Origin of the sequence: Nocardia sp. NPDC056952 (assembly GCF_042674185.1) — a bacterium.
Lineage (GTDB): Bacteria > Actinomycetota > Actinomycetes > Mycobacteriales > Mycobacteriaceae > Nocardia.
In genome coordinates this window covers 22,249-45,428 of the sequence record NZ_JBHURA010000004.1, presented here as the reverse complement: position 1 = coordinate 45,428, position 23,180 = coordinate 22,249, and the positions used below count along the sequence as shown (strand labels likewise).

Genomic DNA, 23,180 nt, shown 5'->3' with positions numbered 1-23,180 from the left:
CGGGGTGCCGGGGCGGGCTGTGTTGTTGGCGCGGGGTTCTCTGGGAGCGCACACAACTCGCGCCGCCCCCCCCCCCCCCGGGACCGGCGGGGCCGCGAACACGCGGCGCCCGCGCCGCCAAAAAATCAGCTCTTGCCGACCTCTTTGTTGTATGCCTCGGTGATTTCCGCCGAGATACGACCGCGGGCGGAGACCTTGTGACCCTTGCGGCGTGCCCATTCGCGAATTGCGGCGCTCTGTTCGCGGTCCATGGAAACGCGGCTCTTGCCCTGCGGCGCGGGTGCACCGGCAGCCTTCACCCGACGACGGCCACTCACACGGCGGGCGTTGGCGACCCACTCGTCCAGGCCCTCGCGCAGGCGCGCCGCATTTGCGTCCGACAGATCGATCTCGTACGACACCCCATCGATAGCGAACTCGATGGTCTCGTCCGCGATGGACTCACCGTCGACATCGTCGATCAGGCTAACGGTGACCTTCTTTGCCATGAGATGAACGTCCTCTCGAAATCGTCAAGCCTGCCTCCAGGCCGAATACCCGAGGCAAGAATACCCCGAAATGCGAAATTTCCAACACGGGGTCTTCACCCCGTGAATTCACTGGTCAGCGACTAGTGGGTCGCACAATCGGGAACAGGATCGTTTCCCGGATTCCGGAACCCGTGAGTGCCATCAACAAGCGGTCGATTCCCATACCGGTTCCGGTGGTCGGCGGCATACCGTGTTCCATCGCGGCGAGGAAGTCTTCATCGAGCACCATGGCCTCGTCATCGCCCGCCGCGGCCAGCCTGGCCTGGTCGACGAAGCGTTCCCGCTGGATCACCGGGTCTACCAGTTCCGAATAGCCCGTTGCCAACTCGAAGCCGCGAACATAGAGGTCCCACTTCTCGGTGACGCCGGGCTTGCTGCGATGCTGACGGGTCAGCGGTGAAGTCTCGACCGGGAAGTCACGAACGAAAGTCGGCGCGTAGAGCTTGTCGCCATACGCGTGTTCCCAAAGTTCTTCGACCAGTTTCCCGTGACCGTAGCCCTTGTCCGAAGGAATTTCCAGACCCACCCGATCGGCGAGCGCGAGCAATTCCTCGACAGTGGTTTCCGGAGTGACCTCGACACCGATCGACTCCGACAGCGAGGGATACATCTCGACGGTGGTCCACTCGCCTCCGAGATCATATTCAGTGCCGTCGGCAAGCGTCACCAGAAGGGTGCCGAATGCCTCGTGCGCGACTTCCTGGATCAATTCCCGGGTCATCGTCGCCGAGTCGTCATAGGTGCCGTAGGCCTCGTAGGTTTCCAGCATCGCGAACTCGGGCGAATGGGTCGAGTCAGCGCCTTCGTTGCGGAAGTTCCGGTTGATCTCGAAGACCTTCTCCAAGCCACCGACCACGCAACGCTTGAGGAACAGCTCCGGCGCGATGCGCAGGAAAAGGTCCATGTCGAGCGCATTGGAACGGGTGACGAACGGGCGCGCGGCGGCGCCACCGTGGATGGTCTGCAGCATCGGGGTCTCGACCTCGAGGAAGCCGCGGCGCTCCAGCGCGTTACGCAGCGCACGGACCACGTTCACGCGGGTACGGGCCATTTCCCTGGCCTCCGGGCGCACGATCAGGTCGACATAGCGCTGACGAACGCGCGACTCCTCGTTCATCTCCTTGTGCGCCACCGGCAGCGGGCGCAGCGACTTGGCCGCCATCGACCAGGAATCGGCCATCACGCTCAATTCGCCGGTGCGTGAGGAGATGACCTCGCCGTGCACGAACACGAAGTCACCGAGGTCGACATCGGCCTTCCACGCCGCCAGCGCGTCGGCCCCGACACCGTTGAGGCTGATCATCGCCTGCAACTTGGTGCCGTCGCCTTCCTGCAGCGTGGCGAAGCACAGCTTGCCGGTATTACGAACGAAAATGACGCGACCCGCGATACCGGCCTGCAGACCGGTCTGGGTGTCGGCTTCCAGATCCGGGTAGGCGGCACGAATTTCGGCCAGGGTGTGGGTGCGTGGCACCACCACCGGATAGGCCTCACCACCCTCGGTGAGCAGCCGTTCGCGCTTGTCCCGGCGAATCCGCATCTGCTCGGGAACATCGATGTCCACAGCGGAAGTGGCGGCGCGGCCGGGTGCGGCGGGGTTAGGAGTGCTCACGTTCGACAACATTAGCGGTCCCCGGAAATGGATTTGCCGCTCCCCCGCTCCCCCGCCCCTCCGTGTATTCAGCGGACCGTCCGGAAGCACAGCCGTCAGCTCTCGGCCTCACGTTATGCGTACGAGGGCCCGGAGGCGGCTAGCGAGTTACCCATGTGCTCGCGAAATCAGTGAGGCACTTCACAATTCGTGCGGGGCAGTTACAGCGAGGCCAGCGCGTCCACCTCGCGGGCGAAATGCGGGACGCCGATGCCGACCGTCAACAGCCCCGCCGATTTCAACGCCTGGTATCCACCGATCACATCGGTGGCCCGGTGCAACCCCAGCTCCTGCAACGCGGCCGCCGCCAAACTCGACGTGTACCCCTCCGAGCAGAAGATGACCCATTCCACGTCGTGATCAACGGCAAGGGACAACCGGGCCGACGAGGTCGGATCCAGCCGCCATTCCAGGACATTTCGCTCGATCACCAGCGCGCCGGGCAGCGAACCTTCGCGCACGCGCTGGGCGGCCGGTCGGATGTCGACCAGAATCGCGCCACGCTCCAGCGCGGCGGCCACGTCGTACACATACACCCGGTGCAATCGCGCGCGAGCGTTCTCGAGCATCTGATCAATCGTCAAACGGCTCATCACAGATCACCTTCGGGCTGGTCGGTGAGGACGGTTTTGGTTCGGCGCAACGTTCCGTGGCCGGTCACTTCGTAATACGACATCGCCGACAGCGGCGGGGAATAGGCATGCACGCTCAAGGTGGGATCGAGCGGACCGACGGATTCGGCGACGGCGGGCGCGCGCACCACGTCGTGCACCCAGCCGATCGGGAACGACGCCTGATCACCCGCGGCGAGCGTGCGCCTGCGTAACTCCGTGCCATTCCAGCGGTATTCCGAGAGAGCGCCGCTCAGCACGGTCAGGGCGCCGAGCGAGCCGGCGTGATCGTGCAAATCGGTGAATTTGCCCGGCGTCCAGCTGATCAGCCAGACATCGACCTCGTCGTCGTGCGAGAGGCGGGTCGCCCAGCGCTCGTCGGCCGGCCAGATGCCGTCGGCGGGCAGAAGGTGGTCGTAGCGACCGGAGAGGACGTCTTCGGCGCCTTCGTCGGTGAGTCGTAGCAGGTCAGCGGGCCTCAACCGGGTCGGCAACGCCGAGGCGATCGCCCGGTCGAGCGGGGGCGTCGCGGAGTACTCGTCGCGCGCGGACGGAAGGGAAAGGACAGAAGAACGCATGAGCGCATCTCCAGGAGGTGAGAAATCGGTCGAGGGAAAACGTCAGCCTCGAACGGTCGAGGCAGATTAGCCTCGACAACACTCCTGGGTGCTCACACGGAAGATCACGAGCGCTAGTTTAGCAGACACTATTTCTTGTTGCGCTCGTAGACATGGCGCAAGCCGGTCAGCGTGAGATGCGGGACGTGCTGGTCGATGGTTTCCGACTCCGGCACGATCAACGGTGCGCCCGCCCCCGTCGCGACGACGGTGACATCGGTGCCCGCGAACGCGTCGAATTCGTCGCGGATGCGGTCGACCAGCCCGTCGACCAGCCCGGCGAACCCGAAGATCGCGCCGGACTGAATGCACTCCATGCTGTTCTTGCCCACCACCGAACGCGGCCGTGCCAGCTCGACGCGGCGCATCGCACTGCGTTCCACCAGCGCCTCGGCAGAGATCTCCACCCCGGGCGCGATCACGCCGCCGAGGAATTCCCCCTTGGCCGAGACCAGGTCGACGCAGATCGCAGTGCCGAAATCGACGACGATCGCGGGCCCGCCGAAACTACGAAACGCGGCAAGGCAGTTGACGATGCGGTCGGCGCCGACTTCCTTCGGATTGTCGACCAGTAGCGGAATGCCTGTTCGCACACCGGGTTCCACCAGCACATGCGGCACATGGGACCAATAGCGCGCCAGCATGGCGCGCAGTTCGCGCAGCACCGGCGGCACGGTCGACAACGCCGAGACACCGGCGATCTGATCGAGATCGTCGCCGACCAGACCGCGCACCTGCATGGCGAACTCGTCCGCGGTGATCAGCGGATTGGTGTGAATCCGCCAGTGCCGCACCAGTGTCGCGTGTTCGCCACTACCGGAGAACAGGCCGAGCTCGATTCCGGTGTTGCGGACGTCGATCGTCAGCAGCATGGTCCTGGGTCCCCCGCCCGGCTCAGACGAACGACAGCGAGCGCGGCGAGGTGAGGCCGGAGCCCTCCGGTGCGTGCGCGGGGTCGCTGCCCAGCTCCACCGGACGGTTGCAGTCGTCGACGAAGACCACCTTCGGGTCGTACTCGCGGACCTCGGCCTCGTCCATCTGGCCGTAGGCGATGAGAATGACCAGGTCACCGGGGTGCACGAGGTGGGCGGCGGCACCGTTGATGCCGATCACACCCGAACCGCGCTCGCCGGCGATCACGTAGGTCTCGAGGCGGGCGCCGTTGTCGATGTCGACGATGCAGACCTGCTCACCCTCGAGCAGATCGGCGGCGTCGAGCAGATCCTGGTCGACGGTCACCGAGCCGACATAGTGCAGGTCGGCATGGGTCACGGTGGCACGGTGGATCTTCGACTTCATCATGGTGCGCAACATCGTCGTCGCCTTTCAGTGCGCCTGCGAGGCAGGGAGGGAGTTCGCGTCGGGATGCCCGTCGATCTGGGCGCCGAGTACTACGGGAGCGTTGTCGATCAGGCGGGTGTCGCCGACTCTGGCGGCGACCAGCAGGCGGGCGTTGCCCGCGGTGGGGGCCGGACCCAGGTTGGCATCGCGCAGTTCGAGGTAGTCGACATCGAGGCCCTCGACCGCGTCGAGAACCGAGCGAGCGGTCTGGACGACCGCCTCCGCGCCGAGGCCCGCGGCGTGACGGCCCGCGGCGAGCGCGGCCGACAGCGCCAGCGCCGACTCGCGCTGGGTGGCGTCGAGGAAGCGGTTGCGCGAGGACAGCGCGAGGCCGTCGGGCTCGCGGACCGTCGGATAGGCAACGATCTTCGCGTCCATGTTCAGGTCGCGCACCATCTGCCGGATCAGCGTGAGCTGCTGGTAGTCCTTCTCACCGAAATACGCCTCGGAGGCGTGGGTGATGTTGAGCAGCTTCGCGACGACGGTGAGCATGCCCGCGAAATGCGTCGGCCTGCTGCCGCCTTCGAGCTCGGCGCCGAGTGGACCCGGCTGGATCGTGGTACGCATGCCGTCCGGGTACATATCGGAAACCGTCGGCGCGAAAACCAGGTCGACGCCCTCGGTGCGGAGCAGTTCGAGGTCGGCGTCGAGAGTGCGCGGGTAGGCGTCGAGGTCTTCGTTCGCGCCGAACTGCAGCGGGTTGACGAAGATCGAGACGATCACGACCTGGTTGTTGAGCTTGGCCTGACGAATCAGCGCGAGGTGCCCCTCGTGCAACGCACCCATCGTCGGCACGAAACCGACCGTGCGACCGGCGCCGCGCAAGGCCTTGGCGACCGTGTCGAGCACCTCGGGATTGTGGTGCACGGTGAGCACGCCCGCCTTGAAAGCACCGGTGGCGCGGGCGCCACCCTGGTGATGATGCACTTCTCGGGGTTCCATCAGTGGCCTTCCTTGGCGAGGAGCTCCAGCAGTGCCGGATCGGTGTGGGCGAGTTGGGCCGTGCGCAACGAGTTGGCTCGGTAGGCCTCGGCCAAGCGATCGTCGACCTGCCCGAACGCGGCGAGATGGGCGGCGACGGCGTCGACATCACCGCGGGCGACCGGACCGGTGAGTGCGGCCTGGCCGCGACGCAAGGCGTTGTCGAGTGCGGCCGAGGCGAGCGGGGCGAGCAGCCGTTCGGGGAGGCCGCCGGGCTGATCGTCGACCAGCGGCTGGCCGAGCAGACCGGGGCCGGAGAGGGATTCGCGCAGGGCCGCGACGGCGTCGACGATCACCGTGACCAGGTGATTGCTGCCGTGGGCGAGGGCCGCGTGATAGAGCGAACGCTGGTCTTCCTCGACGCGAACCGGTTCGCCACCCATCTCGATCACCAGCGCCTGCGCGATGGCGTACCCGACCTCGTCGGCGGCGGTGACGCCGAAACAGGCATTGGCGAGTCGGGCGATGTCCTCGTCGTGGCCGGTGAAGGTCATGGCGGGGTGGATCGCGAGGCCGAGCGCACCCTGCTTCGTCAGCGGTTCGAGAATCGCGACGCCGTTCGCGCCGGAGGTGTGCACGACGATGGTGCCGGGGCGGACCACGTTCGCACCGGCGAGCCCGCGGACCAGCCCGGCGAGTTCCGCGTCGGGCACGGCGAGCAGGAGCAGTTCACTGCGCTGGGCGATCTGTTCGATCGGCAGTACCTGGGCTTCGGGCAGCCGGGTACGGGCGCGATGCACCGAGGCGTCGGAGATCGCGGCGACACCGAAGACCACGTGGCCGGCTCGCTCGAGCGCTACGCCGAGTGCGGAACCCACTCGTCCCGCCGAGACGATTCCCACCGTCAGTCGTGCGGGCGCTGGATCCATTCGTGCGGGCACGGAGTCGCCACTCGTGTTTGCGCCATCAGGGTTGACACTTCTCGAGGTCAACGTTGTCCTCTCGATTTGCGTTCCAGTCCCGCGGTGCGGGTACCAGACGTTCGCTTCGAGAATAGAGGGAGTTACTCGAGGACCGCCACACGCCCCCACCGTGATCTAGCGCTCACCTGGTCCGCCACTCCGCGTATTCAGGCCAGACCCAGGTGCGTGGTGCCAGGTGGACGCGGCCGAGGGTTCGCCGGTGGGCGAGCTGGCTGTTGTCGGTGAGTTACCCATGTTCTCGTGCGAGAACGGTGTTGCGACCAGCTAGGTACGCGGAGACGCGGAGCCGGTGGACTCCGATTCGAGGTTGGCCATGATGTCCGCCACCGACAGCCGGGCGGTGCCCTCGGTTTCGGCGCGGCGGCGTCGACGGGAGCTGGTGCCGACCGAGGGGGCCTTCTCGGGGCGGGTGGCCGGGGGCTGGGCGGGCTCCGGGGCGGCCTCGGCCGTCGCTGCGGGAGCCGGGGCAGGTTCAGCCGCGGCGACCGGTGCCGGGGTCGACTCGGCCGCAGCCGGGGCGGGCTCGGGCGCAGCGGTCGAGTTGCCGTTGGTGGTGGGCTCGGCCGGGAGGACCGTCTCCGTCACCTGGCGGGTGTTCGGCGAGGACAGGCGCGGCGGCGGCGTCTTTCCCGACGACTTGGCCGGTGCGGCGGGCTGCGCGGCGGCGGTCGCCTGCTGGGTTTCGGCGTACTCGTCGAGCTGCACGGCCGAGGTCTCGGCGGTGACCGGGTCGTCGTACGGGTCGGCGAAATTGGCCGAAACCGGTTGCATGAAGACAGGTTTCAGTGCGCTGGGCGGTTGCTGCCACGGGCCGAACCAAGCAGCGGTGGCATCCTCGGGGCTATCGTCGAAATCGTGGTCGGGCTCGTCGAAGGCATTGAAGCCACCGGCGGGCAACGCGTCGATCCGCACGGCGTCGGCCTGCAACGCAGGTTGCTCGTCGGGCAGTGCACCGTCGAACAGGACCTGCAGATTCTGGCGCAGCAGGGTCAGCTCGGCGCGCAGTGCGGCGATTTCGGAGGAGTCGGCGCCGACTTCGGCACGCACCCGCGCCTCGACGCCCATCTCGTACTCACGGCGCGCGTTGATCTCGCGCTCGAGCTGCAACTCGTACACCGTCTGCAGATCGCGAACCTTCGCCTTGTCGACGGCCGCGTCCTTGCGGTAGCGAGTAGCCGCGAGCGCGCCGATCACCGCTGCCCACAGCGCTGCTACCAGGCCGATCCGCACGTATTGGACGTTTTCGCTGAAGATCAGGAAAACACTGGCGGTCAGGCCGAGCAGGATGAGGAAACCGACGAAGAATTTTCCCGCGTCGTCCCGCCGTCGTCGGGGCGCCGTGCTGCGGGAGGGTGAAACCATGAGGGCCAGGGTAGCCGGAATCGGCTGGTCGGCCCACCAAAGGTGGTGGTTGTTCCATTCGCAAGTTGCTACGTAGTAGCGGGATCGTCGGTCGGATCCTCGGGCGCTCGGCAGCAATACTCCAGCCACAAAGCCGCAGCAACCAGGGCCGAACCGGCCAGCAGACCGACCACCGCGCCCGGCGAATCGGTAGCGGCGGCGGTCACGGTCCCGCGCTGTGGGAAAACCCACAGCAGAAACCCCAGCCACACACCCGCGGCCAGCGAGCCCACCTGCAACGACGCCTTCGCCAGCGCCACACCCCTGGCAACGTTGATCGGGTGCATCTGGCCGGGGCCGTCACCAATCTGCTCATCGGCGATCTTGGCCTTGATCGCGAAGCCCAGCGCCGCCTCGATCGCGGCGACCGGCAGCAGCGAGGCGCCCGCGGCCACCGAGATCGACGGGAAGCTGGAATAGGCGAACCGGGTGGCGACCCAGGCGACCGCTGCGGCCACCACCACGTTCAGCGCGAGGTCGAGTACCCGGGTGGGTTTCAGCACGAGCCGGCGCTTTCCTCGCGTAGCACCAGATCGGTACGGACCACGCCGTCTTTCTCGGACCGGCCGAGTCCGGCGAGCAGCTCCGCGATCGGGCGCGCGACCCCGTCGACGACAAGGTGCGCCGACGGTTCGACGGCCAGCCACGGGATCAGGACGAAGGCCCGGTTGTGGGCCTGCGGGTGCGGCAGGATCAGCGTCGGGTCGGTGTCGCGGGCGATCGCCGTGCCGGTGCTGTCGGCGCACTGGACCACGTCGACGTCGAGGGTGCGCGCACCCCAGCGGACCTCGCGCACGCGGCCCGCCGCCTGCTCGAGCTCCTGACCGAAACGCAGCCAGGCGTAATCGTCGAAGGCCGGATCTTCCACTGTGACAACAGCGTTGAGGTAATCGTCTTGGTCGACGCCACCCCACGGCGCGGTGGTGTAGACCGGCGACACCGCCACGACACGCTCCCCCAGCGCGTCGAGCACGCTGCGCAGATGCGCGAGCCGATCGCCCAGATTCGAGCCGATCGACAGCACCGCGCGAGTCATCGGCGCGACTCCGGGGCCTGCGTGCGATACCGGGTGGCCACCACGCGCACGTCTTCGAAGGTGTGCGGGATCGGCGCCGACGGCTTGTGCACGACCGCCTCCACCGCCTCGATCCGCGGGTCGGCCATCACGTCGTCGGCGATCTCGGAGACCACCGTTTCGATCAGATCGCGCGGCGGACCGGTCACGATGCGCACGGCGCGCTCGGCGAGGGCGCCGTAGTCGACGGTGTCGGCGAGGTCGTCGGACGCGGCGGCCGCGGCGAAATCGACCCACACCGTCAGATCGACGACGAATTCCTGGCCGTCACGACGCTCGAAATCGAACACTCCGTGCCTGCCGAAAGCACGCAGGCCACGCAGCTCGATCCGCGACGACGCGGGCCTGCCCGCGGGCGGCGGCAGCAGAGGCAAGTTCATCGGAGGGCTCCTCGGAGGGTGACTCGGACACCTGCGGCGGTTCGGGTAGCGAGGATGTTCACGGCGCGAGCCCTCGGGCAGCGGCCGATCGAGCGTCGGCTGCTCGACGCCAGGCATCGACGACGGCGATGGCGTCGAGGGACGCCCGGACATCGTGCACGCGCACGCCCCAAGCGCCGTGGGTGGCCGCGAGGGCCGACAGGGTGGCGGTGGCGGTTTCGCGGCCGTCGGGCGGGCGTGGGCCCGATTCGTCGGCCAGAAGAGCGCCGAGGAAACGCTTGCGAGAGGCGCCGATCAAGATCGGGAAACCGCCTGCCACCAGTTCCGGGAGAGCGGCGAGGAGTTCCCAGTTGTGCTCGGCGTTCTTGGCGAAACCGAGGCCGGGGTCGAGGATCAGCCGGTCCGGGGTGACCCCCGCGGCGACAGCCAGGTCCACCTGGGCGGTGAGCTCGGCGTTCACCTCGGCGACCACGTCGTCGTAGTGATCGGCGGGGCCGGTGTGGCGGTAGTCGGCGCCCGCCCGCCAGTGCATGAGGATCCACGGCACGCCCGCTTCGGCGACGACTTTCACCATGTTCGGGTCGGCACGGCCGCCGGAGACGTCGTTCACCACCGAGACGCCGGCCTCCAGCGCGGCCTCGGCGACCTCGGCGCGCATGGTGTCGACACTGGTCGGCACCCCGGCGGCGACCAGACCCCGGATCACCGGAGCGACCCTGGCGGCCTCGGCGGCCGGGTCGACCCGGTCGGCCCCCGGCCTGGTGGATTCACCACCCACATCGACGATGTCGGCGCCCGCTTCGTACAGCTCGACACCGTGCGCGATCGCGAGTTCGGGATCGAGGTAGCGACCGCCGTCGGAGAAAGAATCAGCGGTCACGTTGACCACACCCATGACCACGCAGGAGCGGTGGTCACGGGGGGTCACCAGTGGCTCGCTCATTTGCGCAGGATCAGGTCCAGCGCCTCGGATCGCGAGGCGGAGTCGGTTTGCAGCTGGCCGCGCACCGCCGAGGTGGTGGTGCTGGCACCGGGCTTACGGATTCCCCTCATGGCCATGCACAGGTGCTCGGCCTCGATCACCACGATCGCGCCGCGCGGATCCAGTCGGCGCATCACCGCGTCGGCGATCTGGCTGGTCAGCCGCTCCTGCACCTGGGGGCGCTTGGCGTAGAGATCGACCACCCGCGCCAGCTTCGACAGCCCCGTCACCCGGCCGTGCGGGCCTGGAATGTAGCCGACGTGCGCGACGCCGTGGAACGAGACCAGGTGATGCTCACAGGTGGAGAACATCGGGATGTCGCGAACCAGCACGAGTTCCTGGTGACCCTCGTCGAAGGTGGTCGCCAGCACCGCGTCGGGCTCGGTGTAGAGCCCCGCAAACATCTCCCGGTAAGCACGCGCCACCCGCGCGGGTGTGTCGAGCAGGCCGGGGCGGTCGGGATCCTCACCGACCGCGAGCAACAGCTCGCGCACCGCGTTCTCGGCACGCTCCTGATCGAACGGCAAACCGGTGGCCAGCGCCGTCAGCACCGACGGACTGGTCGCACCCAGCTCACCTGCCGGATCGAGTTCCTGCTTGTTGGCCGACAACTTCTCCGCACCTCCGTGATATTTGCGGCTGGCGCCGCGGGTTCTCGGCCCTGTTCTGCGCTCAGTCCAGAGGCGGGCGGGCCGAGAACGAGAGCCGAAAGCCGGCGACCACCCGACATTCGACGGCCGAGCGTGATCCGAGAACCAGTGCCGAACGCCGGTACCTGTTCGGCATTCGACCTTCGAGCGTAGTTGGCCCCCGGTCAGTGGCGGCCGTTCGGCCCTTCCCACTCCTTGTTCTCCGGATCGGCGTCACGCACCGGCGGCTGCGGCTGGGCACCCCACGGCTGGAAACCGTCGCTGGCGTGCCGCGGCTGCTGCTGCTCGGGCCTGCCCCAGGCACTGCCCTGGTCCTGCGGCGGTTGTGGCTGCTGCTGCGGCTGTTGCGGCGGCTGCTGTTGCGGCTGCTGCTGCTCCTCGCGCGGCGGCCACCCCGGAGCCGACCAGCCGGCCGGTGCGCCGTAATCGGGCCGCGAACCGTGCGTGCCCGACTGCCGGGGGAACGCCTGGGTCGGCGCGGCGGGCAACGGGTAACCGGCCGCGGGCGGTGCGGGCTGGCCGTAAGGCTGACCCGGGTAGCCGTTGGGCTCCACCGGCGGTGCCCCGTTGGGCACCGGCACCGGAGCGGGCTGCACCGGCGGCCACGGCTCGCCGCGCTCGACAGCCAGCTCACCCGGCGTCTTCACCGGCGGCTTGTCCGACGGGTGCCGGTCACCGAAATCGTTGAACGCGGTGATCCGCGGACGCTTCTCCACACCGGCCAGGATCGTCTCGAGATCCTTGCGGTGCAGCGTCTCGCGCTCGAGCAGCGCGGTGGCCAAGGCGTCGAGCTGCTCGCGGTATTCGCTGAGGATCGACCACGCCTCGGTGTGCGCGGCCTCGATGAGGTTGCGCACCTCCTCGTCGATCTCGCGGGCGACCTCGTGCGAGTAGTCGGCCTGCACGCCCATCGAGCGGCCGAGGAACGGGTCGCCCTGCTCCTGGCCGTAGCGCACGGCGCCGAGACGGGCGCTCATGCCGTATTCGGTGACCATCCCGCGAGCGATCTTGGTGGCCTGGTCGATATCGGAGGACGCGCCGGTGGTCGGCTCATGGAACACCAGTTCCTCGGCGGCGCGGCCACCCATCGCGAAGACCAGCCGGGAGATCATCTCCGAGCGGGTCATCAGGCCCTTGTCGTCCTCGGGCACCGTCATGGCGTGCCCGCCGGTGCGGCCGCGGGCCAGGATGGTGACCTTGTAGACGGGCTCGATATCGGGCATCGCCCACGCCGCCAGAGTGTGGCCACCCTCGTGGTAGGCGGTGATCTTCTTCTCGTGCTCGCTGATGATGCGGCTCTTGCGGCGCGGGCCACCGATCACGCGGTCGACCGACTCCTCGAGCGATTCGCCGGTGATGACCGAACCGTTCTCGCGGGCGGTGAGCAGCGCGGCCTCGTTGATCACATTGGCCAGATCGGCGCCGGACATGCCGACGGTGCGCTTGGCCAGACCCTCGAGGTCGGCTTCCTGCGAGATCGGCTTACCCGCCGAGTGCACCCGCAGGATCGCGCGGCGACCGGCCAGGTCGGGGTTGCCGACGGGGATCTGCCGGTCGAACCGGCCGGGGCGCAGCAGCGCGGGGTCGAGGATGTCGGGTCGGTTGGTGGCCGCGATCAGGATGATGTTGGAGCGATCGCCGAAGCCGTCCATCTCGACCAGCAGCTGGTTGAGCGTCTGCTCGCGCTCGTCGTGACCGCCGCCGAGGCCCGCACCGCGCTGGCGGCCGACCGCGTCGATCTCGTCGACGAAGATGATGCAGGGGCTGTTCTGCTTGGCCTGCTCGAACAGGTCGCGCACGCGGGAGGCGCCGACACCGACGAACATCTCGACGAAGTCCGAACCGGAGATGGTGAAGAACGGCACCCCGGCCTCGCCCGCGACCGCGCGGGCCAGCAGCGTCTTGCCGGTTCCCGGCGGCCCGTAGAGCAGCACGCCCTTGGGGATCTTCGCGCCGAGCGCCTGGTAGCGGGCCGGATTCTGGAGGAAGTCCTTGATCTCGTAGAGCTCTTCGACGGCCTCGTCGGCACCGGCCACGTCCTGGAACGTGGTCTTGGGCATGTCCTTGGTCAGCAGTTTGGCCTTGGACTTACCGAAGCCCATCATTCCGCCACGGCCGCCGCCCTGCATGCGCGACATCACGAAGATGAACAGGCCGACCAGCAGCACCATCGGCACGATGAACAGCAGCAGCTGCGACAGCCAGCTCTCCTGCTTGACCACGGTGTCGTACGGGGCGCCGGACTTCTGCACGGCGTCGAGGATCTGCGCGGAGTTCTCCCCACCACTGGGGTACTTGGCGACGATCTTGGCGTTGTTGCTCGTGGCCTCGTTGCCGTTGTTCAGTTCGATGCGGAGCTGCTGCTCCTTGTCATCGATCTGCACGTTCTTGACGTTCGCTTTGTCCTCGAGCTGGGCCAGCGCAACGGAAGTGTCGACACTCTCCCAACCGCGCGTGTCATCGCTGAGAAAGCTGAACAGCCAGATCATGAGCATGATGCCCGAGATGATCGCCAAGGTGCGAAACACTGTCTTGCGGTTCATAGAGCGTCGGCCGGACGGCCCAGTCCTTTCCGGTTATTACTCCGGGTGTGCTTGCGAAGCGTCGAGATCGGCGGGTTTCGGATGCGGACATGCCACGTTACCGCGTACGGTCTAGTTCGATACATCGCGCAGTTCGGCTGCTGGTGCAGTTGCACTGGTAAACGGCCGGAGAACGCAAGAGGTTCCCGAACGCTCCGACCGGGTTGTGGCAAGTGGCCACAATCATGTCATGCCCGCCTTATCGTGGGCGACGACACAACTACAGCGCAGGGGGTATAGACATCGTCGAGCTACGAACACCCACAGCGATTCTGCGCCACGGCGGTGGACGGCTCGTCGTCCTCCGGCCGGGTACCGACGGCGAACGTGTTCTCGACGTTCCCATTGCCGACCTGCTCAAGGTGCGCCTCAATCGGCGCGCCGACGAAGCGGTGGTGATCGAGATCTATCTGCGTTATCCCACGGCGGTCCTCACCGGCGTTCCCGCCGACCGCACTCCCCTTCCGGTGCTCATCGCCGAGCACGACGTGCCTGCCGCCCTCGGCATCGTCGACCGGATCAACGACCAGATCATGGTGACCCAGCGCATCGACGTGGCCGCGCCGGATCTCACCCCGCCCGCTCCCGAGTGGGGCAAGTCGGGTCCCACCCGCGCCGATGTCGAGCGCGCCGTGCGCCGGATGGCGCCGCGCAAGGACGCGCGTTCGGCCGTCACCGCGCTGAACCGGTATGTCACGCCCGACGAATACGTCCTGGAAACGGCCGTCGCCGTGGCCGCCCCGCCCGCGGGATCGGGCACCGGCCTGCTCGCCGCGACCACCTCTCGCGTGCTGTTCATCTCCATCGGCAGCGGCGAGCGCTATGCCTTCGAATTGGCGGTGGCCGCGATTCTCGGCGCCCGCACCGTCGAAGGCGCGCGCTCGGCGCCCGGCGAGGTGGATACGCGCCACGGCGGATCGGGCATCGATATCAACGACGGCAATCGCACGCTGCATTTCGCGGGCGTGGATCGCGCCGACACCGAACGGGTCACCTGCGCGGTGAATTTCGCCATCCGCAGGCAGGCCGCCGACGGCGCCGCCGGTCCCGCCGACCCGGGTGTCAACCAGCTCTACGCGGAATGGGAATTACTGGTCGAGCGGCATTCGCTCGGCATGGTCGACGACACGCAATTCCAGCGCTACGGCCGCGGGATCCTGCGCAGCCTGTAGTGCCGGTGGCCGGACCGGATGCTCAATTCGGTTCGGCCGCTTCGGTTTCCGCCTTCTGCTCCGGCTCGTTGAGTTCGATCCGCCGCCACGGGCTGGTGGGCCGGGTCCATAGTCGCACCAGTTCCATCCGGCGGTCGACGCCGCCGTTCTTCAGTTCGGCGAGGTCCTCGGTGGCTTGCCAGTAGGTCCAGCCGGTGAGGTAGGCGTCGCCGAATTGGCGCCAGTTGCGGTAGCGGCGCTGCGCGGGGACCAGCGCGCGCATGCAGTATTCCCACGCCACGTCGGCGTCGATGTAGCCCGCGGTGAACGCCATACGGGCCACCGCGACGACGCGGGCCAGATCCCAGGCGTGGATGTCGTTGGGTAGCGGGCGCGAGAGATGGTCGGTGAAGCCGATCTTGATGGCCTGCGCCCAGATGTCGTAGTCGCGCACCAGCGCTTCGGGATTGTCCATCCCCCGAAACGAACCGACCTGCCGCAGGAACGCGCGCTGCTTGTCGGCGCGCTCACCGAAACGGTCGCGCTCACTGGCGTTGACCGAGGCCATCACCAGCGGATGCACCAGCGAATACAACGGCGCGTGCATGCCTTCGAGCAGCTGTTCCATCGAGGCGCGGGCTTCGGTGCCGTCGGTGATGCCCCAGGCGCCGGTGAGCGTGTCGATCGCGAGTTCGCGGCGGTCGCCGAGCGGGTGCTCACGCTCGGGGCCGAGCAGCATCGCGTCGTGGAAGGCGTCCCAGCGCGTGGAGTAGAAGGCGCCGAGGGCGAGCGCGCGCAGTTCGTCGTCGCTCACCCCCGCACCCGACCAGTGATCTTCTTCGCGCTCATCTAGTTCCGGGTACGGAAATGTGGTCAGCGCTGGTACTCCCCTGGCAGGCATGCGGCCGAGTCTAGTGCCGTGACCGCGATCACGGGTGGCGTGCGAATCTCACGTGCGTCACGAGATTTTCAGATCGCCTTATTCTTCGCCTGTCGTGTCATGCCTCACAGGTCTATGGTTCTGACATGTGTAGAAATATCACCGTCTTGCGTGGTCTGGAGCCTGCCGCCACCGAGCAGGAGATCTACGCTGCCGCCTTGCAATATGTGCGCAAAGTCGGCGGCATCTCCGGCCTGAGTAGCGCCACGAAACCCGCGGTCGACAAGGCCGTCGCGGCCATCGCCGCGGCCACCACGGCGCTGCTGGCCGAACTCCCCGATCGCCGTGTCCCGCCGCCCACCGAACCGCCGCTGCGCCGGATCGCGGCGCGCGAGAACGAGGTCAGCGAGGCACCGTAGGAATCAGCTCGATCCAGAACTGAAACGTGTTCTAATTGTTTGAGCAGGCACGCCACTTCCTCTTGGCCGCGCCGCGATAGTCGGTGAACCGAATTCAGCAGACGCACGAGGAGAACGACCAGTGAGCGAACTCGACAAAGACGTCGCGGTGATCGAAGTGCACAATCCGGCCACCGGCGATCTGGTCGGCACCGTGCCGGTCACCACGCCGGACGACGTGGCGGCCGCGGTCCGCGAACTGCGCCTCTACCAGCCCGAATGGGAAGCGATCGGGCCGTCCGGGCGCAAGCAGTGGCTGCTGAAGATGCAGGACTGGCTGATCGACAACACCGAGCACCTGGCCGCGGTGCTGCAATCCGAGACCGCCAAGCCGCGCGTCGACGCGATCATCGATCCGGCGTTCGCGGTCGACATCCTCGGCTACTACGCGCGCCGGGCGGGCAAGTTCCTCGCCGACGAGCACCCGTCGCCGCACAGCCCGCTCGCGCGGGTGAAGTCGCTGACCGTGGCCTACCGCCCCTATCCCGTGGTCGGAGTGATCACGCCGTGGAACTTCCCGCTCGCGATGCCCGCGATCGACGTGTTCCCCGCGCTGGCGGCCGGCGCCGCGGTGATCCTCAAGCCGTCGGAGGTGACGCCGCTGTCCGCGGTGGAGCTGGCCCGCGGCTGGGCCGAGATCGGTGCCCCGCCGGTGTTCAAGGTGGTCACCGGCGCGGGCGCGACCGGCGCGGCAGTGGTCGAGAACGCCGACTACATCCAGTTCACCGGTTCCACCGCGACCGGCCGCAAGATCGCGGCCACCTGCGCGGAGCGGATGGTGCCCTACAGCCTCGAGCTCGGCGGTAAGGACCCGGCGATCGTGCTCGCCGACGCGGACCTGGACCGCGCCGCGCACGGCATCGCCTTCGGCGGCATGTTCAACGCCGGGCAGGTGTGCATCTCGGTCGAGCGGGTCTACGTCGAAGCGCCCGCCTACGACGAGTTCGTCACCAAGCTCACCGCGGCGGTCGCCGCCTTGCGTCAGGGCGCCGACGACCGCGAGTCGAAGAACGACGTCGGCGCGCTCGCCAACGAGAACCAGGTGCTGATCGTGCAGCGCCACGTCGACGAGGCGGTGGCGGCGGGCGCCCGGGTGACCACCGGCGGCAAACGCACCGGCGTCGGCACCTTCTTCGAGCCGACCGTGCTCGTGGATGTGGACCATTCGATGTCGTGCGTCGCCGAGGAGACCTTCGGCCCGACGCTGCCGGTGATGAAGGTGGCCGACGAGGCCGAGGCGATCCGGATGGCCAACGACTCGATCTACGGGCTCTCGGCGTCGGTATGGACGGGCGACAAGGCGCGCGGCGAACGCGTGGCCAGGCAGCTGAACACGGGCGCGGTGAACATCAACGACGTGTTCTCGAACCTGTTCAATCCCGCGATGCCGATGGGCGGGTGGGGTCTGTCCGGCGTCGGCGCACGCTGGGGCGGTGCGTCGGGGCTGCGGAAATACTGTCGCGCGCAGGCGATGACGAAGCCGAAGCTGCCGACCATGGGCAAGGAATTGTTCTGGTACCCCTACGACATGAACAAGCTGGTCGTCGCGGTCGCGGCGATGCGGGCGGCCGGTGCCCGCGGGATGCGCCGAATCGACCTGCCTGCGGTGCTGCGTCTCAAGAAGAGCGAGTAGCCGATTCCGGCTGCGACACCTGTTGGTGCGCAGCCGGATTCACCGCTTCGAAACTTGTTTGTGACTAACATCACTCCGTCGATCTTGCTGGTCGCGGTCGCCGTGGTCAGCGGCACCTTTCGACGCGCACGACAGCGGCGCGGTGCGGCCCACATCGGGCCAGGTGATGTGAACAGCGACGCATTTTCCCTGGTCAGCCGCCCAGATGTGACGTCGATCCACTCGTCGGCAGATCGACACGAACAATAGACAATCCGATGGTGCAGCTCACCATGTCAGGCCATATGCTGTGCGATACCAACCTGGTGACTGTTTTGATCCACTTCCGCGAACTTCCTTGCCCGTTTTGGCTGGATTTTCCCGACCGATTCTGATAGCAAGGTGCTATGGACCCGCATTTGCGCGATCTGCGGTATTTCGTCGCCGTCGCTGAGGAACTGCATTTCACGAACGCCGCCCAGCGGCTGCATATCGCTCAGCCGACGTTGTCACGCCAGATCCGCCAGCTCGAACGCCAGCTCGACGTGGTCCTGTTCGACCGCAACCAGCGCAGTGTCGCCCTCACCGTCGCCGGTAAGGAACTGCTCGAAGGCGCACGCAAGATCCTCGAGCTGTGGGAGGTGACCAACGTGTCCCTCCAGGAAGCAGGCGAGGTGCTGCGCGTCGGAATCCAGTCCGCGCTCGGCCGGGGTCTGCTCAACGACCTCGAGAGCGCGAGCGGTCACCGCCTCGCCCTGCACGCCGCGTCGTGGAACGACCCCTCCAGTGGCCTGGCCGGCCGACAGGCCGACCTGTCGCTGGTCTGGCTGCCGCTGCCCGACCCCAACCGTTATCGCTGGCAGGTGCTGCGCACCGAGCCGCGCTGGGTGCTGCTGCCGGAGTCGCATCCGCTGGCCGAGCAGGACAGCATCGAATTCGCCGATCTGCTCGACGAGCCTTTCGTCGCCCTGCCCACCGAAGCGGGCGCGGTCCGCGACTTCTGGCTCGGCAACGATGCCCGCGGCGGCAAAGCGGCCAAGATCGGCGCCGAGGCGGCCACCCCCGAGGACAAGCTCGAGGCTGTGAGCCTCGGTCTCGGCGTGTGTCTGCTGGCCGAGAACAACGTGCCGATGTACCGCTGGCCCGGGCTCACCGCGCGTCCGGTCGCCGGTCTCACCCCATGTGAGCTGGCGGTGGCATGGCGGGCCGACGACACGCGCCCGACCATTCTGGAATTCGCCGGTCGCGCCGTCGACGGCGGCTTCTCCGAGCCCACACCGCAGCCGCAGCCGATCGCGGTCTAGTTCGACAGTTCCAGTTGGGCGGCGAGACCGAGCAAGGTGGACTCGCTGCCCGGCGGACCGACCAGCTGCGCGGCCAACGGGGTGTGCGCCTCGGGATGGGTGCCCATCGGCAGTGACGCCGCGGGCCAGCCGAGCAGATTCCACAGTCCGGTGAACGGCGCGTAGCGCACCGAGGACACGACATTCGCGGCCCACCCGCGCCCGCTCCACTGCCTGGCCTTGGGCGGTGGCGCGGCGAGCGTCGGGGTGATCACCACGTCGAAGTCCTCGAAGAATTCGAGCAGTCTGGCTTCGGTCCGGTCGATCTGGCTGGGGCGGACCAGGCCGAGTCGCCGGATCACCCTGCCGATCGCCAGATGACGTTTGGTGCGTTGCTGGAGCAGATCGGGGTTCTCGAGTGCCTCGGCGTCGGCCAGACCCGCGCTCGGCCAGCGCAGCAGCATCAGCAGCGCCGCGTCGCCGTAGGGCAGTTCCACCGGTTGCACCTCGTGCCCGGCCACCGCCGCGCGCGCACCCGCGGTGCGCGCCGCCGCCGTCCAATGCCGATCCATCCGGACCAGACGCGACGGCGGAGCCACGGCCAGTCCGATGCGTAGTCGCTGTGGCTTGCGTAGTTCGGCCAGGTCGGAACGGCCCGCCAGCACCGACAGCGCCAGCGCCGCGTCCGACACCGTGGTCGCGAGGACGCCGTTCTCGGCCAGTCCCGCCCAGGAATCGGCGCCGATCTGTGCGGGCACCACGTGTCTACCCGGCTTGATACCGAAGACCCCGCATGCCGCGGCGGGCACCCGGATCGAGCCGAGACCGTCGTTGCCGTGCGCGATCGGCACGAGTCCGGCGGCCACCGCGGCAGCCGCACCACCCGAGGATCCTCCCGTCGACCGGCCGACATCGCGCGGATTGCGGGTGACGCACCCCGCGGAGTCGGTAGTGGCCCACAGACCGAGCTCGGGCATCGCCGTCAACCCCACCACGATCGCGCCCGCGGCGCGCAGCCTGGCCACCACCGGGTGATCGACGCTCGCCGGTTCCGCGGAGGTGGCCGCCGAACCGGCCCGGGTCGGCTCGCCTGCCACCGCGATGTTCTGTTTCACCGCCACCGGCACACCGGCCAGCGGCAGCTCGTCGAGGTCTTGCCTGGCGGCGAGTTCTCGCGCTTCGGCCCGCGCCCGCTCGGCGCGCACCACCGTGAACGCGTTGATCTTGCGATTCTCCGAGGCGATGCGGGCGAGCGCGTCGGCGGTGACGTCGGCCGGGGTGATGGTGCCCGCGCGAACGCGGGCGGCCAGTGCCGCTGCGGGGCCGCCGATGGGGTATTCGTCGGCGGGCGGGCGGGACGAGTCCATCGTCACCTCAGCGTCCGTTACGCCGTCGTCGTCGACGGACTCCCATGCTACCGCTGTGAGGTCTTCGTTCATCTGCGGATTCGCCCCCGTCGCATGGTCGTCGAAATTCGGGTGATCAGCTCTAGAGGCGCAAGTTATCATTTCAAGTACAGCTCTCCGGCGATGGCGGCGGGTGTGGCGGAATGAATTTCGCACCGATCCGCGCGAACCCTTTAGGTCGGTTGATGAGCGATAACACCGGAAGCGGGGAACAACCCGACGCAACGGCCGGTCGGGCCACGAATGTGCGCGTCGACATGGTCGAGGCGTTCGCCGCCGCGTGGGGCGCGGTCGACGAACGCCCGCCCGACATCGCCGAGTTCCTCCCCGACGCGGCCACCCTGCGCGCGCAGGCGCTGCACGAGCTGATCCGGGTCGACCTGCGCCATCGCTGGCTGCATCACGCCGGCACCGGCATCGACCGCAAGCGGCTGATCCACTACTGCGCCGAGTTCCCCGAGCTCGACCGGGAGTCGCTGCCCGCCGGGCTGGTGTTCGAGGAATTCGTCATCCGCAGGCACAGCGGCGAACGGGTCGATCCGCGCGAGTGCCTGCGCGAGTATCCGGAGCAGGCGGCCAGTCTGCGTGGCCTGCTCAATACCGAGGAACTCGACCAGAGCACCCACCGGGCCGACGATCCCGACGCGACGATGAACCAAACGGCGGACTCGACTCGTAGTACCCAGATGACCAGCCCGCACCTCGACCTCACCGCGACCGCCACCTCGGCCGCGACGTCGACGGACGCACTCTCGAATCCCGGCGTGTTCGAGCCGCTCGACCGCATCGAGATCGGCCAGCGCATCGGCGATTTCGAGTTGCTCACCGGGCTCGGTTCCGGTGCTTTCGCGCGCGTCTTCCTGGCCAGGCAGACGTCGATGCAGCGCCTGGTCGCGGTGAAGATCTCCGCCGACCGCGGCACCGAGCCGCAGACGCTGGCCCAGCTCGACCACGACTACATCGTGCGGGTGTTCGACCAGCAACTGATGGACACCGACTCGGCGCCCTCGGGTTCGCGGCGCCTGCGCCTGCTCTACATGCAGTTCCTGCCCGGCGGGACCCTGCTCGGTCTGCTGCGCTGGGTCCGCGCGACCCCACCCGCCGAACGCAGCGGCAAACTGCTGCTCGACGCCGTGGACGCCGCCATGGAGGAGAAGGGCGAGATCCGGCCGACCGATTCGAGCGTGCGCTCCGAGATCGCCGCCCTGAGCTGGCCGGAAACGGTGGCCTGGCTGGGCAGGCGGCTGGCCGAGGCGCTGCACTACGCGTCCTCGCACGGTGTGCTGCACCGTGATGTGAAACCGGCGAACGTGCTGCTCACCGCCGAGGGCGTCCCGAAGCTGGCCGACTTCAACATCAGCTTCAGCCGCACCGTCGAAGGCACCAGCCCGGTGGCCTACTTCGGCGGTTCGCTGGCCTACATGTCCCCCGAACAGCTGGAGGCCTGTCACCCCGGCCTCAGCCGCACCGCCGCCGACCTCGACACCCGCAGCGATATCTACTCCCTCGGCGTGGTCCTGTGGGAACTGCTGACCGGCGCGAAGCCGTTCGACGACGACACCGCCGCGGCCGAGGGCCGGGGCGACGAAACCACCCTCGAGGCGATGTTGGAACGGCGCACCGGAGGCATCGACCATGCGGCGTTGGACCAGCTTCCCGATGACTGCCCCGCAGCGCTTCGCCGTGTTCTGCTGACTTGTCTCGACCCAGTGCGTGAACGCCGATGGCAGACCGGCGCGGTGTTGGCGAAGCAGTTGGGCTTGTGCCTCGACAAGCGGGCAAGAGAACTCGTTGATCCGAAACCCGGTAGTTGGCAGGTCCGGCTGCGGCCTTGGATTTTTCCCGTTGTGTTCCTGGCAATCGGTGTCCCGAACATCCTCGCGGCCCTGTTCAATATCCAACACAATCAACATCTGATCGTGGACCGGCTCAGCGCGGACGCGCGCCCGACGTTCTTGATCATCACCAGTGTGATCAACGGGATCTTCTTCCCGTTCGGGACCATCGCCATCGTGTACATGTCCCGCTATGTGCTCTCGGTGCCTCGCGGTCTCCGCCGCGGCCAGAGCTTCGATCCGGAGATCTTGCGGAAAACGAGATCGGACACGCTGCGATTCGGTGACCGCGCTGTGGCGGTCGCCTTCACGTTGTGGATGGTCGCCGGGCTCGCATTCCCGATCGCCCTGCAATTCTCGACCGGCGGAATCACCGCCCGCGCTGTTCTGCACTTCCTGACCTCGCTCGCCGTGTGTGGAGCGATCGCGGCCGCGTACCCGTTCTTTCTCGTGACCTTCTACATGGTGCGGTGCATCTACCCGATCTTCCTTCGACACGGTGAGATCAGCGCTACAGACCGCGCGCAGCTGCAGGGCCTGGATCGACGCTGCAACGGTTACCTCGCCGTAGCCGCATCCGTACCGTTGCTCGCAGTGGCGGGTGTCACTTTTCTACAGCCCGGTGATATTCCCTCGATCATCGTCGCTGTCCGCATTCTGTGCATCGGCGCGATCGTCGCCTTTGTGGGCTTCTTCTTCCTGTTCCGCGCATTGGAAGCGGATCTGCATGCACTCGAGCGCGTCGTCGCGCCGTTGGGCGCTCGAGATCAGGATGAGAATTCGACCCCGACGAGCGATCTGTTCTGACCCCTCCCGGATCGACCGGTTCGC

At 67.7% G+C, this 23,180-nt stretch carries 22 protein-coding genes; 5 read left to right on the top strand and 17 right to left on the bottom strand.

Going from position 1 to position 23,180, the window contains the following annotated elements; translation table 11 throughout:
* Positions 1–125: 125 nt before the first annotated feature.
* The 15 genes from ACFTS5_RS16245 to ftsH form a co-directional block, all read right to left on the bottom strand.
* The gene (locus ACFTS5_RS16245; protein ID WP_067454241.1) at positions 126–488 is read right to left on the bottom strand and encodes an Lsr2 family protein; all 363 of its coding nucleotides are present in this window, start codon (positions 486–488) and stop codon (positions 126–128) included.
* Between the two features lie 115 nt (positions 489–603).
* The gene (gene lysS / locus ACFTS5_RS16240; RefSeq protein WP_378632439.1) at positions 604–2,070 is read right to left on the bottom strand and encodes a lysine--tRNA ligase; all 1,467 of its coding nucleotides are present in this window, start codon (positions 2,068–2,070) and stop codon (positions 604–606) included.
* Between the two features lie 272 nt (positions 2,071–2,342).
* Complete coding sequence (locus ACFTS5_RS16235) at positions 2,343–2,765, bottom strand: rhodanese-like domain-containing protein (RefSeq protein WP_378632437.1); 423 nt, start codon at positions 2,763–2,765, stop codon at positions 2,343–2,345.
* An 8-nt stretch (positions 2,766–2,773) separates the two neighbouring features.
* The gene (locus ACFTS5_RS16230) at positions 2,774–3,370 is read right to left on the bottom strand and encodes a cysteine dioxygenase (protein ID WP_378631527.1); all 597 of its coding nucleotides are present in this window, start codon (positions 3,368–3,370) and stop codon (positions 2,774–2,776) included.
* A gap of 128 nt (positions 3,371–3,498) precedes the next feature.
* Complete coding sequence (locus ACFTS5_RS16225) at positions 3,499–4,281, bottom strand: type III pantothenate kinase (RefSeq protein WP_378631525.1); 783 nt, start codon at positions 4,279–4,281, stop codon at positions 3,499–3,501.
* A 22-nt stretch (positions 4,282–4,303) separates the two neighbouring features.
* Positions 4,304–4,723: an aspartate 1-decarboxylase gene (gene panD, locus ACFTS5_RS16220; RefSeq protein WP_378631524.1), complete on the bottom strand. Its 420-nt coding sequence runs from the start codon at positions 4,721–4,723 to the stop codon at positions 4,304–4,306.
* A gap of 12 nt (positions 4,724–4,735) precedes the next feature.
* Complete coding sequence (gene panC / locus ACFTS5_RS16215) at positions 4,736–5,692, bottom strand: pantoate--beta-alanine ligase (RefSeq protein WP_378631522.1); 957 nt, start codon at positions 5,690–5,692, stop codon at positions 4,736–4,738.
* Complete coding sequence (locus ACFTS5_RS16210) at positions 5,692–6,600, bottom strand: Rossmann-like and DUF2520 domain-containing protein (RefSeq protein ID WP_378632435.1); 909 nt, start codon at positions 6,598–6,600, stop codon at positions 5,692–5,694. The genes panC and ACFTS5_RS16210 overlap by 1 nt, the downstream gene beginning before the upstream one ends.
* Positions 6,601–6,918: 318 nt before the next feature.
* On the bottom strand, positions 6,919–8,016 hold the full coding sequence (locus ACFTS5_RS16205) for a DUF6779 domain-containing protein (RefSeq protein ID WP_378631521.1): 1,098 nt from the start codon (positions 8,014–8,016) through the stop codon (positions 6,919–6,921).
* A gap of 68 nt (positions 8,017–8,084) precedes the next feature.
* Positions 8,085–8,558, bottom strand: coding sequence for a DUF3180 domain-containing protein (locus ACFTS5_RS16200; protein ID WP_101464734.1), 474 nt, complete (start codon positions 8,556–8,558; stop codon positions 8,085–8,087).
* Complete coding sequence (folK, locus tag ACFTS5_RS16195; RefSeq protein ID WP_378631519.1) at positions 8,552–9,091, bottom strand: 2-amino-4-hydroxy-6-hydroxymethyldihydropteridine diphosphokinase; 540 nt, start codon at positions 9,089–9,091, stop codon at positions 8,552–8,554. The genes ACFTS5_RS16200 and folK overlap by 7 nt, the downstream gene beginning before the upstream one ends.
* Positions 9,088–9,510 carry a dihydroneopterin aldolase gene (folB, locus tag ACFTS5_RS16190; protein WP_378631517.1) on the bottom strand — a complete coding sequence of 141 codons (423 nt, stop codon included), beginning with the start codon at positions 9,508–9,510 and terminating at the stop codon, positions 9,088–9,090. The genes folK and folB overlap by 4 nt, the downstream gene beginning before the upstream one ends.
* 58 nt (positions 9,511–9,568) lie before the next feature.
* Positions 9,569–10,453, bottom strand: a complete 885-nt coding sequence (gene folP, locus ACFTS5_RS16185) for a dihydropteroate synthase (protein WP_378631516.1) — start codon at positions 10,451–10,453, stop codon at positions 9,569–9,571.
* Positions 10,450–11,064, bottom strand: coding sequence for a GTP cyclohydrolase I FolE (folE, locus tag ACFTS5_RS16180; protein ID WP_378632433.1), 615 nt, complete (start codon positions 11,062–11,064; stop codon positions 10,450–10,452). The genes folP and folE overlap by 4 nt, the downstream gene beginning before the upstream one ends.
* 242 nt (positions 11,065–11,306) lie before the next feature.
* Positions 11,307–13,685: an ATP-dependent zinc metalloprotease FtsH gene (gene ftsH, locus ACFTS5_RS16175; protein WP_378631514.1), complete on the bottom strand. Its 2,379-nt coding sequence runs from the start codon at positions 13,683–13,685 to the stop codon at positions 11,307–11,309.
* Between the two features lie 224 nt (positions 13,686–13,909).
* Here ftsH and ACFTS5_RS16170 point away from each other — a divergent pair, with 224 nt between their 5' ends.
* On the top strand, positions 13,910–14,896 hold the full coding sequence (locus tag ACFTS5_RS16170; protein WP_378631513.1) for a hypothetical protein: 987 nt from the start codon (positions 13,910–13,912) through the stop codon (positions 14,894–14,896).
* A 22-nt stretch (positions 14,897–14,918) separates the two neighbouring features.
* Here ACFTS5_RS16170 and ACFTS5_RS16165 read toward each other — a convergent pair whose 3' ends face one another.
* Positions 14,919–15,776 (bottom strand): DUF1266 domain-containing protein, encoded by an 858-nt coding sequence (locus ACFTS5_RS16165; RefSeq protein ID WP_062991379.1) that lies wholly within the window; start codon positions 15,774–15,776, stop codon positions 14,919–14,921.
* Positions 15,777–15,901: 125 nt separating this feature from the next.
* Between ACFTS5_RS16165 and ACFTS5_RS16160 the strand changes: the two genes are divergently transcribed.
* The 3 genes from ACFTS5_RS16160 to ACFTS5_RS16150 all read left to right on the top strand — a co-directional run bounded on the left by ACFTS5_RS16160 (position 15,902) and on the right by ACFTS5_RS16150 (position 19,129).
* The gene (locus ACFTS5_RS16160; protein ID WP_378631511.1) at positions 15,902–16,174 is read left to right on the top strand and encodes a DUF2277 domain-containing protein; all 273 of its coding nucleotides are present in this window, start codon (positions 15,902–15,904) and stop codon (positions 16,172–16,174) included.
* Between the two features lie 121 nt (positions 16,175–16,295).
* Positions 16,296–17,846 (top strand): aldehyde dehydrogenase family protein, encoded by a 1,551-nt coding sequence (locus ACFTS5_RS16155; protein WP_378631509.1) that lies wholly within the window; start codon positions 16,296–16,298, stop codon positions 17,844–17,846.
* Between the two features lie 386 nt (positions 17,847–18,232).
* Positions 18,233–19,129, top strand: a complete 897-nt coding sequence (locus tag ACFTS5_RS16150) for a LysR family transcriptional regulator (RefSeq protein ID WP_378631508.1) — start codon at positions 18,233–18,235, stop codon at positions 19,127–19,129.
* Here the strand turns inward: ACFTS5_RS16150 and ACFTS5_RS16145 are convergent.
* Positions 19,126–20,547 carry an amidase gene (locus tag ACFTS5_RS16145; protein WP_378631506.1) on the bottom strand — a complete coding sequence of 474 codons (1,422 nt, stop codon included), beginning with the start codon at positions 20,545–20,547 and terminating at the stop codon, positions 19,126–19,128. The two genes, ACFTS5_RS16150 and ACFTS5_RS16145, sit on opposite strands and share 4 nt — an antisense overlap.
* Positions 20,548–20,657: 110 nt before the next feature.
* On the opposite strand from ACFTS5_RS16145, the gene ACFTS5_RS16140 reads away from it, so the two are divergent.
* Positions 20,658–23,156 (top strand): serine/threonine-protein kinase, encoded by a 2,499-nt coding sequence (locus ACFTS5_RS16140; protein ID WP_378631504.1) that lies wholly within the window; start codon positions 20,658–20,660, stop codon positions 23,154–23,156.
* Positions 23,157–23,180 lie beyond the last annotated feature (24 nt).

Coding starts and splice junctions, on each gene's coding strand:
- ACFTS5_RS16245 (WP_067454241.1), bottom strand. CDS start 488: ATGGCAAAGAAGGTCACCGTTAGCCTGATCGACGATGTCGACGGTGAG.
- lysS (WP_378632439.1), bottom strand. CDS start 2,070: ATGCGGATTCGCCGGGACAAGCGCGAACGGCTGCTCACCGAGGGTGGT.
- ACFTS5_RS16230 (WP_378631527.1), bottom strand. CDS start 3,370: ATGCGTTCTTCTGTCCTTTCCCTTCCGTCCGCGCGCGACGAGTACTCC.
- ACFTS5_RS16225 (WP_378631525.1), bottom strand. CDS start 4,281: ATGCTGCTGACGATCGACGTCCGCAACACCGGAATCGAGCTCGGCCTG.
- panD (WP_378631524.1), bottom strand. CDS start 4,723: ATGTTGCGCACCATGATGAAGTCGAAGATCCACCGTGCCACCGTGACC.
- panC (WP_378631522.1), bottom strand. CDS start 5,692: ATGGAACCCCGAGAAGTGCATCATCACCAGGGTGGCGCCCGCGCCACC.
- ACFTS5_RS16210 (WP_378632435.1), bottom strand. CDS start 6,600: ATGGATCCAGCGCCCGCACGACTGACGGTGGGAATCGTCTCGGCGGGA.
- ACFTS5_RS16205 (WP_378631521.1), bottom strand. CDS start 8,016: ATGGTTTCACCCTCCCGCAGCACGGCGCCCCGACGACGGCGGGACGAC.
- folK (WP_378631519.1), bottom strand. CDS start 9,091: ATGACTCGCGCGGTGCTGTCGATCGGCTCGAATCTGGGCGATCGGCTC.
- folB (WP_378631517.1), bottom strand. CDS start 9,510: ATGAACTTGCCTCTGCTGCCGCCGCCCGCGGGCAGGCCCGCGTCGTCG.
- folP (WP_378631516.1), bottom strand. CDS start 10,453: ATGAGCGAGCCACTGGTGACCCCCCGTGACCACCGCTCCTGCGTGGTC.
- ftsH (WP_378631514.1), bottom strand. CDS start 13,685: ATGAACCGCAAGACAGTGTTTCGCACCTTGGCGATCATCTCGGGCATC.
- ACFTS5_RS16170 (WP_378631513.1), top strand. CDS start 13,910: ATGTCATGCCCGCCTTATCGTGGGCGACGACACAACTACAGCGCAGGG.
- ACFTS5_RS16165 (WP_062991379.1), bottom strand. CDS start 15,776: ATGCCTGCCAGGGGAGTACCAGCGCTGACCACATTTCCGTACCCGGAA.
- ACFTS5_RS16160 (WP_378631511.1), top strand. CDS start 15,902: ATGTGTAGAAATATCACCGTCTTGCGTGGTCTGGAGCCTGCCGCCACC.
- ACFTS5_RS16150 (WP_378631508.1), top strand. CDS start 18,233: ATGGACCCGCATTTGCGCGATCTGCGGTATTTCGTCGCCGTCGCTGAG.
- ACFTS5_RS16145 (WP_378631506.1), bottom strand. CDS start 20,547: ATGAACGAAGACCTCACAGCGGTAGCATGGGAGTCCGTCGACGACGAC.
- ACFTS5_RS16140 (WP_378631504.1), top strand. CDS start 20,658: ATGAATTTCGCACCGATCCGCGCGAACCCTTTAGGTCGGTTGATGAGC.